Source organism: Bradyrhizobium huanghuaihaiense, from assembly GCF_007830635.1.
In the GTDB taxonomy this organism is placed as follows: Bacteria; Pseudomonadota; Alphaproteobacteria; order Rhizobiales; family Xanthobacteraceae; genus Bradyrhizobium; species Bradyrhizobium huanghuaihaiense.
This window is the reverse complement of record NZ_VLLA01000006.1, coordinates 37636-52367: the sequence shown is the minus strand read 5'-3', so window position 1 is coordinate 52367 and position 14732 is coordinate 37636. Positions and strand designations below refer to the sequence as shown.

15 protein-coding genes are annotated in these 14732 nt (G+C 57.5%); 6 read left to right on the top strand and 9 right to left on the bottom strand.

Annotated elements, in window-relative coordinates:
* The first annotated feature begins 142 nt into the window (after positions 1-142).
* Positions 143-739, top strand: coding sequence for a hypothetical protein (locus IQ16_RS14755; RefSeq protein WP_145831570.1), 597 nt, complete (start codon positions 143-145; stop codon positions 737-739).
* Here IQ16_RS14755 and IQ16_RS14750 read toward each other — a convergent pair whose 3' ends face one another.
* Positions 740-1018 (bottom strand): hypothetical protein, encoded by a 279-nt coding sequence (locus IQ16_RS14750; RefSeq protein ID WP_145831569.1) that lies wholly within the window; start codon positions 1016-1018, stop codon positions 740-742. It abuts the gene before it with no gap.
* A gap of 851 nt (positions 1019-1869) precedes the next feature.
* Here IQ16_RS14750 and IQ16_RS14745 point away from each other — a divergent pair.
* On the top strand, positions 1870-3516 hold the full coding sequence (locus IQ16_RS14745; protein ID WP_145831568.1) for an MFS transporter: 1647 nt from the start codon (positions 1870-1872) through the stop codon (positions 3514-3516).
* Positions 3517-3915: 399 nt separating this feature from the next.
* On the opposite strand, the gene IQ16_RS14740 is transcribed toward IQ16_RS14745, so the two are convergent.
* The 5 genes from IQ16_RS14740 to IQ16_RS14720 all read right to left on the bottom strand — a co-directional run bounded on the left by IQ16_RS14740 (position 3916) and on the right by IQ16_RS14720 (position 8230).
* Entirely contained in the window at positions 3916-4233 is a 318-nt protein-coding gene (locus IQ16_RS14740) for a DMT family transporter (RefSeq protein ID WP_145831567.1), read from the bottom strand.
* Positions 4234-4342: 109 nt separating this feature from the next.
* Positions 4343-5113, bottom strand: coding sequence for a meso-2,3-butanediol dehydrogenase (budC, locus tag IQ16_RS14735; protein WP_145831566.1), 771 nt, complete (start codon positions 5111-5113; stop codon positions 4343-4345).
* Between the two features lie 214 nt (positions 5114-5327).
* Positions 5328-5819, bottom strand: a complete 492-nt coding sequence (locus IQ16_RS14730; protein ID WP_145831565.1) for a carboxymuconolactone decarboxylase family protein — start codon at positions 5817-5819, stop codon at positions 5328-5330.
* A gap of 64 nt (positions 5820-5883) precedes the next feature.
* Positions 5884-6582 (bottom strand): sensor histidine kinase, encoded by a 699-nt coding sequence (locus IQ16_RS14725; protein ID WP_158646935.1) that lies wholly within the window; start codon positions 6580-6582, stop codon positions 5884-5886.
* A 43-nt stretch (positions 6583-6625) separates the two neighbouring features.
* Positions 6626-8230 carry a GMC family oxidoreductase gene (locus IQ16_RS14720; protein ID WP_145831563.1) on the bottom strand — a complete coding sequence of 535 codons (1605 nt, stop codon included), beginning with the start codon at positions 8228-8230 and terminating at the stop codon, positions 6626-6628.
* Positions 8231-8598: 368 nt separating this feature from the next.
* Here IQ16_RS14720 and IQ16_RS14715 point away from each other — a divergent pair, with 368 nt between their 5' ends.
* The 4 genes from IQ16_RS14715 (at position 8599) to IQ16_RS14700 (ending at position 13356) form a co-directional block, all read left to right on the top strand.
* Positions 8599-11394, top strand: a complete 2796-nt coding sequence (locus tag IQ16_RS14715; RefSeq protein WP_145831562.1) for a PAS domain S-box protein — start codon at positions 8599-8601, stop codon at positions 11392-11394.
* On the top strand, positions 11394-11804 hold the full coding sequence (locus IQ16_RS14710) for a response regulator transcription factor (protein WP_145831561.1): 411 nt from the start codon (positions 11394-11396) through the stop codon (positions 11802-11804). Before IQ16_RS14715 ends, IQ16_RS14710 begins: the two co-directional genes overlap by 1 nt.
* 31 nt (positions 11805-11835) lie before the next feature.
* Positions 11836-12465, top strand: coding sequence for a response regulator transcription factor (locus IQ16_RS14705; protein ID WP_145831560.1), 630 nt, complete (start codon positions 11836-11838; stop codon positions 12463-12465).
* Positions 12466-12717: 252 nt separating this feature from the next.
* Complete coding sequence (locus IQ16_RS14700) at positions 12718-13356, top strand: FMN-dependent NADH-azoreductase (protein WP_145831559.1); 639 nt, start codon at positions 12718-12720, stop codon at positions 13354-13356.
* Between the two features lie 74 nt (positions 13357-13430).
* Here IQ16_RS14700 and IQ16_RS14695 read toward each other — a convergent pair whose 3' ends face one another.
* Genes IQ16_RS14695 through IQ16_RS14690 form a run of 3 tightly spaced genes read right to left on the bottom strand, consistent with a single transcriptional unit; the run spans position 13431 to position 14697 of the window.
* Positions 13431-14099 (bottom strand): cysteine hydrolase family protein, encoded by a 669-nt coding sequence (locus tag IQ16_RS14695; RefSeq protein ID WP_145831558.1) that lies wholly within the window; start codon positions 14097-14099, stop codon positions 13431-13433.
* Between the two features lie 47 nt (positions 14100-14146).
* Positions 14147-14326: a hypothetical protein gene (locus tag IQ16_RS47805; RefSeq protein ID WP_488226070.1), complete on the bottom strand. Its 180-nt coding sequence runs from the start codon at positions 14324-14326 to the stop codon at positions 14147-14149.
* Positions 14320-14697 (bottom strand): hypothetical protein, encoded by a 378-nt coding sequence (locus IQ16_RS14690; protein ID WP_244635706.1) that lies wholly within the window; start codon positions 14695-14697, stop codon positions 14320-14322. The genes IQ16_RS47805 and IQ16_RS14690 overlap by 7 nt, the downstream gene beginning before the upstream one ends.
* Between the last annotated feature and the right edge of the window lie 35 nt (positions 14698-14732).

Below are 14732 nucleotides of genomic sequence, written 5' to 3'. Positions count from 1 at the left end.
TTCGCAATACTCCGCGGCAAAATTTCTCTTTCTTGAACTGCGGTTGCGTCGCCCGGTTGTCGCGTGGTGAGTCAAAATGACTCACGAGAAGCTCTTGCAGAATCAATGAGTCTGATACGCTTGCCATTGAAGGAGTTTTCCCATGGCAGATGCCACCTACAACTTGAATGGCGGTTTTAAGCCGACAATGAAACGGTTCGCCGACCTCAGCGGGCCTGACTATTTCCCGACCCCGCCATGGGCAACATTTGCCCTCATCGACAATGAGAGGTTCGACGGTGAGATCTGGGAATGCGCATGCGGCGATGGGACCATGTCCCGTGTGCTGGAGCAGACCGGCCAGCCTGTTCGCAGCTCTGACCTATATGATCGCGGCTATGGGGAGGTCGGCTTCGACTTCCTCGCGCCTAAATGGTCGGCCGACAACATCGTTACCAATCCGCCGTACAACTGCGCGGAAGGGTTTGTCGCTAGCGGCATCAAACATTCAAAGCGCAAGTTCGCATTGCTTCTGCGGCTCGCTTTCCTAGAGGGCGCCAACCGAGCGAATACGATCTTCACCAAAACGCCACCGGCGCGGGTCTGGGTTTTCAGCGAGCGCATCACCTTCTATCCGACTGGCGTCGAGCCCAAGGGGAGCGGTACGACCGCTTATGCTTGGTTTGTGTGGGACAAAGATGCGCGGAGCCAAACCGCATTGAAGTGGTTCAAGCCGGGGTACAAGGCAAAGTTTACCTGACTATCTCCCCGGTAACGCGAGGCCGCCCGGGATTGCCACCAACCGCCCCTCATAGATGGCATTGCCCGGTGAGGCCTTATGAGACGTTATGTTGCGAACCTGCTGCTCCCATACTGCCTCGTTGGTACGCGTCTCGCTCTGTTTCAGATCTTCTTCTGACAGAGTGAGGTGATTTGGAAGCTCTGCGACTAGTTCTTGTATCGTGGCCCGCCCCGCAGCGCTCGCTTGCAGGATGGTTTCGACAGCTTTGGCCACTTCATCCTCAGTAACGCGCGACATTGTTTTCTCCCTAACGCCAATGCACCCCTAAGTCAGCTCAGCCGACAACGAGCAACGCTGCAAGTTCGCCCCGAAAGCCAAAATTGCATGGGCCAGGACTAGATCCTGTGGGCTTTGCGCAAATCTGGGCAACTGGGAATTTTACGGGTGGGGCGGCGATGACGAGGAGGCTGGCACGTCCATACTGCGCGTTCCTGCCATGTTCGTTTTTAGAAAATCCTTCTCCTGACCTGAGCTGGTTTTCGCGGGGCGAACCGCGAACCAATTGTGGCGGTGAAGAATAATCATCTACAGCCGCCGAAGTCTTATTGAGTGTTGTTGCTTGGGTGACGCGGCGCTGCTTCTTTCCGGGGGCGGTGAGGATTGGGCGATGGTGTTTTCGTACTCACGCCGGAGCGCCATCTTCAGATGCACCACAAATCCGACGCCTACGCCTGGCAGTCCAGACGGCGCGCGATGGCAAGGTTCACGGTGATCAACGCTTGATCCCCGAGGGGTCCGGTCAAAACCGCTCGTGAATGAACCCTTCGTTCGCTTCTTGCAGGCGAGCGGCGTCGTGCTGGCGCGCGAGGGCGTTTCTTGGCCCAAGCTGCCGTGTGTCTCAACGGCCTGTCCGCGTTGTTGGGATACGACGTTGAGCGTCGCCTGCTCCCCTTCATCCTTCGTCCACATCAGACCAGCGTGCGCGAGCACGGTGAGCGGCAAGCTCTTGCGGAACAGATTGTCCTGTATGCCGGTTTACGTCGCATTCGCGTCTGGCAGGGACCCCGGCCCCATGATTTGATAGGCGCATCGGCAAGCGGTCCGTAGGCGTCCGATACTGCCAGCGATAACCATCGGCGTGATCCTTGATGTCTTCTGAGGATGAAGCAGTCACAGATGCCCCGGAGCGTGCGGCAGCACATTCCGCTTGGGCGCCGTTCGCAAGTCGCGCGTTTGTCTGGCTGTGGCTGGCCAACACGGTCTCTGCTCTCGGGACCTGGATCCAAAATGCCGCGAGCGCGTGGATCATGACCGATTTGGCGCCAAGTCCAATAATGGTCAGCCTGGTCCAAGCTGCGGCGCAGCTACCGGTACTCCTTCTCGCCCTCCCAGCTGGAGCCATTGCCGACTTGATGGACCGTAGGCGTCTGTTGATCCTGACCAACCTGCTGATGTTAGTCGCGTCGGCGATCCTTGCGATGGTTGCGGCGGTGGGAAATGTTGAACCCGCGGAGCTGTTGTTACTGACCACATTGCTTGCCGTGGGTGCCGCCTTGAACGGGCCGGCATGGGCCGCCTCCGTTCCTCTGACGGTGCCACGCCGGTCTCTTGCGCAAGCCCTGGTTCTCAACTCAGTTGGGTTCAATATCGCCCGAGCCATCGGTCCTGCGATTGGCGGGCTGATCCTGGCGGTTTCTGGTGCAACCGCGGCCTTTGCAGCGAACGCGGCTTCCTTCGCCTTCGTTGCTCTCGTCGTCGGCATCTTTTTGACGTTCCCGCGAAAGCAGGCGACGAACAACGTCCCGCCCGAGCCGTTCCAGTCGGCGATGCGCATTGGCCTCGCCTATGCGTTGGCTGAGCCTATTATACGTAGCACGCTGGTCCGCTCGGTGGCATTCTTTGGCTGCGCAAGTGCCATCTGGGCGCTGCTGCCGTTGTACGTGCGCCAGGTTTTAGGGTTCTCATCCGCATCCTTCGGCCTGATGATGGGCGTCATCGGGGCCGGTGCGGTGTTTGGCGGCTTGATGATGCCCGCACTGAATAGATTGTTTCCACGCAATAACCTGATTTTTCTGGCCGGCGCGGCGTGCGGCGTTTCGTTGGTGCCCCTTGCCATCGTTCCTAGCGCCGAGACCGCCTATCCAGCTCTGTTCGTGTTCGGCATCGGCTGGATCGTCGGTGCTTCGAACCTGCAGGCAACGGTACAGCTGGCGGCAGCGCCTTGGGTGCGCGCTCGTGCGCTGGCGCTATATCAGGCGATCTTCAATGGAGCCATGGGTCTTGGTGCCATCCTTTGGGGTTGGCTCGGTGACTACGCCGGATTGAAGGGAACGATCCTCGCCGCGGGCCTTGCGGGCTGTGCCATTGCTCTTCTCACCCGAGCAATACAGCTCCCGGCAGAGATCGATGATCCCTCTGCCTCGGCCATAACAGATCCCCCTGCTTTGGTGATCGCCGAGGAGATGGCGCCGCTTCTGCACAGCTCCCGGCATCGCCTGCGTGCCGCGATCAGCTACCATATCGACTCGTCTGACGCCCCGGCATTTCTGGTCGCCATGGCGGATGTTCGGTTGTCTCGATATCGCGACGGGGCGGTGGGATGGGCCTTGTCGCGCGATGTCAGCAATCCAATGCACTGGGTCGAGACATTTCTTATTCGCGACTGGCACGAGTTGCAGCGAGGGATGGACCGCCTCAATCTGGCAGACAGCGAGGCCGTCGTTCGTGCGCGCTCCTACCACCTTGGGAAGGAGCCACCCCGCGTGACTCTGCTGCTGCAAGAGAAGAGTGCATGATGCCCGCGGGCGATACCGTCGGGCTCGGCATAGTCCTCGCTCCGGCCGCTCCCATCCGGTTCGCTTTTGGAAGATTATTCTCATGACCGTGGCTCGGTTTTGCGGGTCGCGCGGATGAACCCGACGTCCGCTTATCAGAGGTGAGCCGACCAAGTTGATGCAAGGTATTGAGGGTAGCTTCTGACCCAAGGCAGACAATCGCCAGTGCGGTAGATGCCATGACCCGTGCGATATCGGTGCGGGAGAAATTCGCGGTACGCACCGGTCACGCAGCTTTAAGACTCTCATTTGATAAATGGAGCTAAGCGCGACGAAGGTTCGTTACGATCGAGGCATCAGCTTGAAATTGCACCCTTTGCGGAAGTCGGTAGCTTCATCAACTTTACTGCGCGTCGCTTCTCAAGCGGAAACCAACCTCAGACCAATAACCCCTCCCAAAATCAAAGCGATGAAAAGCATCCGAACAGGTGAGGCTGACTCACCCAGCATTGCGATGCCCACAATGGCGGTACCCGCCGCATCAATGCCGGTCCAGACCGCGTAGCCCGTTCCCACGGGAAGAGTTCGGAGTGCGAGCGAGAGCAGAAAGACGCTCGATAATCCGGTAGCAGCGGTAAACAGCGAGGGTATCAATCTTGTGAATCCCTCCGACAGCTTCATGCCGAAAGCAAATCCGATCTCGAGAACGCCAGCAGAAGCCAGTATCATCCGTGCCATACGATCAAAGCCCCTTAATTAGCTCACGGGATGCATTGGCCAGCCAGGTCGACGCGCTTGGACTGATTTGCTTGCCACCTCATATTCCCTGCCACGGCGCGAGCCCTCGTTAAAGGAAAGGCGCTTGGCCACTCGACGCATCCACGCCGCCGTCGATCGGTAAGTTGACTCCATTTACGAAACTTGCGTCGTCACTCGCCAGAAATGCGATGACGCTCGCGACTTCTTGCGGCTGGGCGCCGCGTCCCATAGGAATGCGCTCTAGCAAGCGTTGAAGCAGTTCGGGATACTGTTCAAACACTGGTGTTGTCAGGTCAGTGAAGGTGGTAGTTGGGCAAACCGCGTTCACCCGCACTCCTTCCTGAGCAAATTCGATGGCCAGACTACGGGTGAGATTGCAGACGGCACCTTTGGTCGCGTTATAGAAACTTAACCCGCGATCACCGCCCAGACCGCTAATGGATGAGACGTTGATGATCGAGCCTTTGCTTTGGATTAAATGAGGAAGCGTGGCTCGTGCTGTGTTAAGGATGCCGTCAACATTGACCGCAAACGCGTCGCGCCAATTCTGAACGGACATCGTGAGGAAGTCTCCGACGGTACCGGTCCCTGCATTATTGACGAGAACGTCAATCCTGCCGAAGCGGTCGACCACGTCGGCAATTAAACGTTCTACGTCCTCGATGATTGAAACGTCACCAGGCCGGACCATACAGCGATCGTTATCAAATGCCGTGCCGACCTCGATTAACTTGAACTCGCGCCGTCCATTCAGAACAACGGCCGCACCTTCGGCATGGAAGCGATTTGCTGTGGCCGCGCCTATGCCGCTGCCGGCGCCGGTAACTACCACAACCTTGTCTCGGAATCTTGCACGCATATCTGTCACCTCCATCTAAGGGCCGAGTGTCGATGCGATCTAAGAGTTCGGATGTCGGCTCGGCATTTGAGCTCCCGTTTGTTCATAACGCTTGGTCACCATTGTCTGCCTGTCCGCGAGCATAGGACGATCATTGAAGAAGGAGCCGTCGGTTCTTCCGACGGCTCCAGTTTTCCCTGGCAGCGGGAGGAGGTGCCAGGACTTGGTCGATGCCCTATTCGTCGCGCCGGCCGAGGGCCGATGCCGCATTCGCTACTTTGAGCGAGGCCGCGGGCGGGGTGCGGAATGCGATCGACAGGCGATTGAACACATTCATCAAGCTGACCGCATAGGTTAGGTCTGCGAGCTCCGTACCGTTGAACTCGGCGACAGCAGATTCATAGTCATAGGCAGGAACGTTGGTCTCGGCTACGCGCGTTACGGTCTCCGCCCAGGCGAGTGCAGCGCGTTCGCGGACGCTGAATAGCGCGCCTGCATCACGCCAGACCGGTACAAGCACGAGCTTTTCTACCGCGACTCCGAACTTGAGCAGATCGCGTGAATGCATATCAATGCAATACGCGCAGCCGTTAATTTGCGATGCCCGCAAATAGACGAGATAGATCAATTCTTTCGCGAGACTGCTCTCCTGAAGGAGCGCGTAAACCCCTCCGAAGGCCTTGTAACCCGCCGGCGACGCCTTGATGTAGTCAATACGGCCGTTCATGGAAGATCCTTTCCTGTTGGTGAGGGCTCTTAGAGACAACGATCGGTATGCGCCGCCGATTGCTTCACTTCTGACCTGGTTTGGCAGCAACGACGTCGACAAGTCGCGACTTGGCTTCGATCGGAAACGTGAGGGTCGATGTGGCGCCTTCCAATCCGAATTCATGGCTGATCGCGCCGCCCAGTTCCTCTGCTAGAGCAGCTACGATTTTCTGCCCTTGGCCGATCCCGTGTGGGCTCTGGGATGAGCCGTTGTCTTTAACGCAACACTCAACCAGCAAGCCCGAGGTACGCAGGGTGACCTCAATGGTCCCGCCGTGATTTCCGAAGGCGTGACGAGCGCTGTTTGTGATCAGCTCCGAAAGGATAAGACCAAGCTTCCAACACCGCTCTGAACCCAACTTGAATGGTCGCAACGCAAGTACCAGCTCAATTCCTTGAGGATCAAGCCGAGCGCACGAGAGCGAATGACAGAGCGCGGTGACATATTCAGATGCGTCAATTTCGGTGCAACTTAACGGCATCTGTAACGCCCGATGCGCCACCGCATAGCAATGTAGCGTATTGCTCACCTTGGCGAGGGCGGACTTGACTTCGTGAGATGTAGAGCGACGCGCGATCGATACAGCGAGTCCAATCACTGACGTGAGCTCATTTTTAACACGATGGGAAAGCTCTTGGATGAGCAAATGGTCGACCGCTGTTGGCTCGAGGCGCAAATCGACAACATTCTTTGCGTTGCCGCTGGAGTGGTTCGTCTGCATGTGTTCGGCCTCCATCCCTTTAGTCCCTGTGTGAAACGAACGTTCAAACGTTCTCTCGGATTAAATCTGCAGCCTTTTCGGCAATCATGATTGTGGGAGCGTTGGTGTTGCCGCCGACGATGGTTGGCATCACGGACGCGTCAACCACGCGCAACGCGTCAACGCCGCGTACACGCAGCCTGGCGTCCACCACCGCCATCGGATCGTCATCCGGACCCATCTTGCAGGTGCCAACCGGGTGATACTGCGTATCGGCTCGGCTGCGAATATCGCTCTCGAGACCGGCAACATCGTCGATTCGCATCGGGTACAGCATTTCCCCGCGGAGTTGATGGAATGGGCGGGATTCGATAATTCCTTGCTGGATCTGGGCTCCCTTGACCAGCAGCCTTAGATCGCGCTCGTCGGAAAGGAAGTTGGGATTGATCCGGGGCGGATCGCGCGGGTCGATGCTGGTAAGTCCTACGACACCTCGACTATGGGGTCGCAAGACATCAACGTGGCAGGATATGCCGTGGCCAAGGTGGAGCTTGCGTGCATGATCGTCGACGATTGCAATGACAAAGATCAATTGCAAATCGGGTGCGGGGACTTCTGGCGATGATCGTATGAACGCGCCAGCCGTGCCGTAGGTCGTTGTCACTAAGCCGGTACGGCTGCATTTCCACTCAAGGATTGCACGCAGCATTCTCGCTGCGCCTCTGAACGAAATGCCAACTGTCCCGATGTCGTCCAGTACGCGCCACGATTGGACGTAATCGATATGATCTTGTAAATTCGCACCAACACCGGGTAGGTCGTTCAGGATCGGAATGCCAAACTGCGCCAGCGCCTCGCCAGGTCCTATTCCGGAGAGTTGCAGAAGTTGCGGCGAACCAAAGGCGCCGCCGGAAAGTATCACTTCTCGCCGGGCGTGCGCCTCCTTCGCCTCCCCGCCCTGGTAATATGTAACGCCGTACGCTCGACGATCCCTCATCAATATCTTGGCAGAGATGGCATGTGTCAAAACTGCTAGGTTCTTGCGCGACAGGTTCGGAGTGAGGTAGGCCTTCGCCGTGCTGCACCGCTCGCCATCCTTATGGGTGACCTGATACGCGAAGGCACCTTCTTGCTGCGCTCCATTGTAATCAGGATTTAACCGGATTTGCCGCAGCGCCGCGGCCTCAAGGAACAGCTTGGCGAGCGGGCTCTCGTATCGCTGGTAGGTAACGTTCAGAGGTCCGCCCTGACCGTGGTATTCATCCTTGAACTCTTCATTGTGTTCAGCCCGCTTGAACAGCGGCAACACCTCGTCATAGGACCAGCCAGGATTGCCGAGCGAGGCCCAGTGGTCGTAATCCCATCTGTTTCCTCGCACGTAGAACATCGCATTGATTGAGCTTGAGCCTCCAAGCACTTTGCCACGCGGTTGATATCCGCGGCGGCCGTTCAGGCCGGGCTGCGGTACAGTCTGGAACGCGTAGTTGTTGAGCTTTGTCGGCACCATTGCGACGAAGGCAGCCGGGGCCTGTATCAGAACGCTCGTGTCTCCTCCGCCAGCTTCGAGCAGACAGACTGAGATGCTCGGATCCTCCGTGAGACGCGACGCGAGCACGCATCCCGCAGAACCCGCACCGACGATGACGTAGTCGAATTCACGTTGGTCCATGACGCACTCCAGCAGGGAGCTTTTGCTTCGGCGCCGATTGCGAAAAACAAGGAAGCGACGGTTTATCGGCTTACGTTCGATTTAACGGGTATCGGCAATGAATCCATTGCACGAAGGTGTCGCCAGCCGTCTGCCGTTTAAGTCGACAAGTCGTGCGATCGTCAGTCGTCGGCCCATGCAAGGGCCTTCGCCGATGCCAGTAAATCCCGAAGATCGCGGACAAAATCGATTGTCGATCGAGCAGGCCAGGGAGTAGGCTTCTGCTCAAAGCCGGAGCGGCGATCTTTGAACCAACACCAAGGTATCATCGACCCCGCGTGGCTTCCCGACGCATTATTCTGCCACGGTGACCGTCAGGAACGAGCCCCATGGAGAACGACCTCAGTCCTGTACTCGATGCGCTTCCAGGATTGGTTTGGACGGCGTTATCTGATGGAAATGTAGATCACGTCAGCCGTCGCTGGTGTGAGTACACCGGTCTTGATGCTGGCCAGCTAGTGGGGGCCGGTTGGCGGCGTGCCGTCCATCCGGAAGATCTACCCGGTCTGCTAGAGCGCTGGCGGTCGATTCTGATAGCCGGCGTGGAAAGCGCGATGGAAGCGCGCCTGCGTCGCTGCGACGGAGAATACCACTGGTTCACTATCCGAGTTCGACCGTTAGTCGACGGGCCCGAAAAAATCGTCAAATGGATCGGACTGAATATTGATATCGAGGACCGAGGGAGGCTTGGTCGGGCGAGCGAGAGTCTTTATCGATCCATTTCCGACACCATTCCTGCGATGGTATTCTTCATGACACCGGCGGGCGAACTCGAGAGTGTCAATCAGCATGTCCTCGACTATGTTGGGACGACGCTCGAGGATCTAAAGGGCTGGAGGACAGGAAGTCTGGTTCACCCCGACGATCTCCCTTCGGTAAGAGTGGCTTGGGACCGATCGATAGCCACGGGGGAGCCGTACGATGTCGAGCAGCGTATGCGACGCGCTGACGGCGTTTATCGATGGTTTCACGTGCGTGGAATGCCCCGCAGGGACGCGCGCGGACAAATTGTACGATGGTACATGATCGAGAGCGATATCGATGACCGGAGGCGTGCTGAGTCGCTACTCTTGGGCGAAAAGCAACTGCTGGAAATGGCGGCCGCCGGCAGTTCAATGTCGGACATTCTAGTGGCACTGTGCCGCCTCGTTGAGACTACGAGCGAGGGCTGCTATTGCAGCGTGGTGCTGGTCGACCCAACCGGCACGCGGCTTGAACACGGCGCCGCGCCTAGCCTTCCGGCCACCTTCATCAACTCAATCATTGGCCGCCCGGTAAATGCCGATTCAGGCCCCTGCGCGATGGCCGCGCATCTGAACGAACAGGTGGTCGCCGCCAATCTCACGCTGGAAACACGATGGGCGGCGCATGCCTGGTGCCCAATGGCCATGGCGCATGGGCTTCAAGCGTGCTGGTCAACACCAATCACGTCGACGATGGGCAAGGTTGCCGGCGCCTTCGCGATCTACTACGACAAGCCGCGCACGCCCACCCGAGAACAACAGGATCTTATCGCCCAATTTTCGCACGTCGCCAGCATAGCCATCGAGCGCTCGCAGAGCGACACCGCGTTGAAGCAAAGTGAAGCGCGGAAGGCCGCGATCTTGGACGCTGCGCTCGATTGTATCATCACGATGGATCACGAAGGGCGAGTAATCGAGTTCAACCCGGCCGCTGAACGCACCTTCGGATATCCCCGTAGCGAGATCGTCGGTCGGGAATTGGCGGCTGCCATCATTCCTCCAGCTCTGCGGAAGAAGCATCGGCAAGGCATGGCTAGATATCTGAAGACGGGTGAAACACGATTGATCGGCAAACGAGTTGAGATGACGGCCGTACGCGCAGACGGCAGCGAATTCCCCGTCGAGCTCGCGATCTCTCGTATTCCTCTGGAGGGACCACCTTCGTTTACGTGCTACCTGCGCGACATCACGGAACGCAGGCGATCGGAAGAGGCACTGCAGCGAAGTGGAGCGTTTCTCACGGAAGCCCAGCACCTAAGCAAGACCGGCAGTTTCTCATGGTGCGTCGCGACCGGAGAGATCATTTGGTCAGAGCAGGTTTATCGCATTTTTGAGTTTGACCAAGCGATTCCGGTGACGCTTCAGCTCATTGGATCGCGAGTTCACCCCGACGACATCTCGCTGATGAAGGATATGATCGCCCGGGTGAGCGCGGAGGCAGAGGATTTCGAGTACGAGCACCGGCTGCTTATGCCCGATCAGTCGGTCAAATACCTTCATCTCGTCGCTCATGCGATCCGGAACCGAAGTGGTCAGCTCGAATACGTCGGCGCCGTGCAGGACGTCACCAAGCGCCGCATTTCGGAGGAGGCACTTGAGGACGTCAGATCGGAGCTTGCCCGCGTATCGAGAATCGCCAGCCTTGGAGCGTTGACGGCTTCGATCGCGCATGAAGTTAACCAGCCCTTGTCGGGCATTCTCACCAATGCCAGCACCTGTCTGCGGATGCTGGCCGCGGATCCACCCAATGTTGACGGAGCGCGCGAGACCGCGCGACGAACCATGCGGGATGGGAAGCGTGCTTCCGACGTGATCGTTCGACTACGGGCGCTCTTCGGCAAACGCCGATTTTCGATGGAGCGAGTTCACCTCAATGAAGCGACGCAAGAGGTCATTGCGCTGCTGCTGAACGAGCTCAAGAGGAATCGAATTATTCTTGAGACCGATTTCGACGATTGCCTTCCGGCCATCATGGGGGATCGCGTCCAGCTTCAGCAGGTTATCCTGAACTTGGTTCGCAATGCGTCGGATGCGATGGGCGGCATCGACAATCGCCCAAAGCGGCTCATCGTCAAAACCGAACGCGATACGGGGAGCGTGCGCCTTACCGTGAAAGACGAAGGAGTTGGCTTCGCCTCGCACGACCTGCACAGGATCTTTGATGCTTTCTTCACAACGAAGGAAGCCGGCATGGGGATCGGCTTGTCGGTCAGCCGGTCCATTATCGAAAATCATCATGGGCGGCTGTGGGCGCAACCAAATGATACCCATGGCGCCTCCGTTTCCTTTTCTATCCCACTTGAGCTTGGGAGTGCGGGGAACCACGAGCTAAACGCTAATTGGGGCCCGGCCACGCGGGACCAAGCGATGAGGAGCCTTTAATGACGAGCCGTTTGCTCGTTTCGATTGTCGATGACGACGAATCGGTACGTGAATCGCTGCCAGACTTGCTGAGGGAATTCGGTTTCGCTGCCGAAGCGTTTTCGTCAGCCGAGGAGTTTCTTGTTTCCGACCATATCGATCTCACGAGCTGCTTGATTCTGGACATGGCTATGCCGGGAATGTCCGGGCCGGACCTACAGCGAGAACTCCGGTTACGCCGGCAAGACGTTCCGATCGTCTTCATTACTGGTCACGGTGACGAGACAGTCCGGCCACGCGCAATGGCAGAAGGCGCGGTGGAATGTCTGCTCAAGCCGTTCAGTGACGCCTCCTTGCGCGATGCCATCGATCTTGCGCTTCGTGTGAGCAGAATGCCGCGTAGTACCATCGAATGCGGGAAGGTACGGTAAATTAGCAGAGCGCTTGTCCTGGATGTCATTCATGTCGCACACCCTACCGATCGTTTTTGTTGTCGACGACGATATTTCAGTGCGCGAGTCATTGGAATTGATGATTAGTTCGGCCGGTTGGCGACCGGAGACCTTCTCATCAGCTCAAGGGTTCCTTTCTCATCCGCGAGTGCAGGCTCCCAGCTGTCTTATCCTTGATGTCAATTTGCCCGATTTGAATGGTCTCGATCTTCAAGTTCGCGTGGCGGGTGATCGCACGGACATGCCAATCATTTTTATTACCGGATACGGGGACGTGCCGACGTCCGTGCGGGCAATGAAAGCCGGTGCGGTCGAATTCTTGACCAAGCCATTCTCCGACGATGCTCTGCTCGAGGCCATTCGTAACGCCATTGAGCATAGCCGCGCGTTAATTGATCAGGCAGTCGAAGTTCAAGTCATAGCCGATCGATACCGGATGCTCAGTCAACGCGAACGAGAGGTCATGTCGTTGGTGACGACTGGCCGGTTGAATAAGCAAGTTGCGTTCGATCTTGGTATCAGCGAAATCACGGTGAAGGCGCATCGAGGGCGGGTCATGAGGAAGATGCAGGCTGGCTCGCTTGTTGATCTAGCAACGATGGCCGCCAAGCTCCGTCTTGGTCAGGACGGGTCCTCTTAGTACGGATCTGTGCTTTTCAACGGCGACGGGGGCCTTCTTCAAAGTTCTTAGGTTGCCTCTGGATCCGTGGACGCTTCCCAAAAGGCGAGAGCCGACTGCCGTTTGTGATCCGAACCCCCGTGGCCGGTTGTACGTGGGCTCGGCAAGTCAGCGACTTGACGATACCATGGTGCAATAGAGGCAGGCTTGAAGAGGATTATGTCTTTCAGGGTGCGAGTCTTCTAACGCTTCTAGAACCTGAGAGAGACAATAATGAAAATCCTTCATGTCATTTGCAGCCCTCGCGGAGACACCTCTGAGAGTTACATATTGTCTCGGAAGATTATCAAATACTTGCTTGAGCGGGAGCCAGCGGCAGTAGTGGTGGATCGAGTAATCGGTGCCGGCGCGATCCCGCATATAGATGAAAGTTACGCGACGGCACTTGGATGCACTCGGCAATCGTCAGCCGAGCGATTTCCAGAGGGCACCATGGCTCGATCTGACGAACTCATTCAAGAGCTAGAGCACTCGGATTACGTGGTCATCGGAACTCCCATGCACAACTTCACCATTCCATCGGCGCTGAAGGCCTGGGTCGATCACATCGTGCGAGTACGCCGTACGTTCAACGCGACAAAGGAAGGCTACAAGGGGATACTGCGCGATCGCCCGGTCTATGTTGCGGTGTCCTCGGGCGGCAGATACTCCGGCGGGCTGGCGCGTCAGCCGGACTTTTTAACCCCGTACATGAGAACTGTGCTAGGCGTTATTGGCTTTACTGACGTCACGTTCTTCTCCGTTGAAGGATCATCCCTTGACCAGGAGGCAGTCACCGAAGCGAGAGCCGGGGCGGATCGAGCGCTACGAGAGCACTTTTCTCCATCGTGCGTTTGGCTTCACTCACCCTAATAGCCTGAGGATGCGTGTGGGACGAACGCCAGAGCGCCACGGGCCTGCGAAATTCCTTACCCGCGTATGACCGGCTATAGCGGCTTTGAACTCGCCTGTCCTGCAGACATTTCGCCAGCGGACGCGGAAGCCCGGATAGCGGAAACCAACTCGGCGGTCGTCAGGATCTCGTGAGCAAAGGTCGGGCCGTCGATGTCCAGCATAGCATGCAGGGCTTCATGTGAGCGCGCTGCCGTCCCATCACGTACCAACGTAACGTGGAAGCCGAGTTCCATTCCAATACGGGCCGTCGCTTCGACGCAGGTGTTCGCCAACAAGCCCGTGCAGATGATCTTCTCCTTGCCGTATCGCTTGAGCTGGTGTTCTAGATCCGTGTTGGGAAAGCCGCTCGACGCCCAGTGCTCGGTTGCAACTATATCGCCCACCTCGACCTGGAAGTCTTTGTGAAACGTCCCGCCCCAACTATTCTTTGCAAAGGCTTGCCGTTCCGCCGCGCCGAGCTGATAGGGCGAGGGATACTTCCAATCCACGTAGTCTCCGGGTTCCCAGCGATGATGTGGAACGTGATAGATCGCGATACCTGCCTCACGGGCGGCTCGAACGATCGTGCGAAGGTTTTCCAGCAGGTTGGCCTCCTCGGCGCCCTCCTTAACCCACGGCCAGAGCTTTCCGCCGACGCTCAGGAAGTCGTTGTAGAAGTCGATGCACAGCAGCGCCGTGATCGCGGGTTCGTAAGTAGCCATCGATTTGCTTCCTTGTCTGCACTCAGCGCGCATTCGGCCCAGGCTTGCTACCGCCTTCGGATATGCAATCGATTCATGTTGCGGCGCGGATCAAAACATCGTGGAATATTCTCATCAAGATCTTGTGCCGCTGCAGTCACGCGTTCGTTGCCGAATTGACCAAAAAGCGCCGATGGTCGGTCGTATTCGATAGTCGCGGCGCCTGACTCATTCTCGTAGACTACGATGCGAAGAGGCGCATAGAGGGTCGCGTCGAGTTCGTGCGTGTCATTTGCGTTGGGATCAGCACATTGCCGATCACGTACTGCACGACATTTCGCTTGCTGGAGACAATTTGCAGCCAGTCCCCATGGGTTGCTACCGAGAAACTGACGAGGCCTGCATCACCCTGAATTTTCTGCAATGCGGATCTCACCTTATCGATATCGCCGTACTGCAGGAGGGTTCGAATGCGGTCATCGAAGTGAGGTAGCCCCTCCAGGGTCGCCCGAGTGTCCGCGTAAGACTTGATCGAGTCGATGCGAATGTGTTCGACACTGATGGTGCTGAGACTGGGTTTGGGAAGACTCTTTGGGTCCGAACGCGCGACGGGAAACATCATTTTCTCCGCTGGTTGCTTAGTTCTCGGTCGCG

Excerpts from the sequence above, each read along its gene's own strand:
- IQ16_RS14755 (WP_145831570.1), top strand. The coding sequence starts at position 143 with ATGGCAGATGCCACCTACAACTTGAATGGCGGTTTTAAGCCGACAATG.
- IQ16_RS14750 (WP_145831569.1), bottom strand. The coding sequence starts at position 1,018 with ATGTCGCGCGTTACTGAGGATGAAGTGGCCAAAGCTGTCGAAACCATC.
- IQ16_RS14745 (WP_145831568.1), top strand. The coding sequence starts at position 1,870 with ATGTCTTCTGAGGATGAAGCAGTCACAGATGCCCCGGAGCGTGCGGCA.
- IQ16_RS14740 (WP_145831567.1), bottom strand. The coding sequence starts at position 4,233 with ATGGCACGGATGATACTGGCTTCTGCTGGCGTTCTCGAGATCGGATTT.
- budC (WP_145831566.1), bottom strand. The coding sequence starts at position 5,113 with ATGCGTGCAAGATTCCGAGACAAGGTTGTGGTAGTTACCGGCGCCGGC.
- IQ16_RS14730 (WP_145831565.1), bottom strand. The coding sequence starts at position 5,819 with ATGAACGGCCGTATTGACTACATCAAGGCGTCGCCGGCGGGTTACAAG.
- IQ16_RS14725 (WP_158646935.1), bottom strand. The coding sequence starts at position 6,582 with ATGCAGACGAACCACTCCAGCGGCAACGCAAAGAATGTTGTCGATTTG.
- IQ16_RS14720 (WP_145831563.1), bottom strand. The coding sequence starts at position 8,230 with ATGGACCAACGTGAATTCGACTACGTCATCGTCGGTGCGGGTTCTGCG.
- IQ16_RS14715 (WP_145831562.1), top strand. The coding sequence starts at position 8,599 with ATGGAGAACGACCTCAGTCCTGTACTCGATGCGCTTCCAGGATTGGTT.
- IQ16_RS14710 (WP_145831561.1), top strand. The coding sequence starts at position 11,394 with ATGACGAGCCGTTTGCTCGTTTCGATTGTCGATGACGACGAATCGGTA.
- IQ16_RS14705 (WP_145831560.1), top strand. The coding sequence starts at position 11,836 with ATGTCGCACACCCTACCGATCGTTTTTGTTGTCGACGACGATATTTCA.
- IQ16_RS14700 (WP_145831559.1), top strand. The coding sequence starts at position 12,718 with ATGAAAATCCTTCATGTCATTTGCAGCCCTCGCGGAGACACCTCTGAG.
- IQ16_RS14695 (WP_145831558.1), bottom strand. The coding sequence starts at position 14,099 with ATGGCTACTTACGAACCCGCGATCACGGCGCTGCTGTGCATCGACTTC.
- IQ16_RS14690 (WP_244635706.1), bottom strand. The coding sequence starts at position 14,697 with ATGTTTCCCGTCGCGCGTTCGGACCCAAAGAGTCTTCCCAAACCCAGT.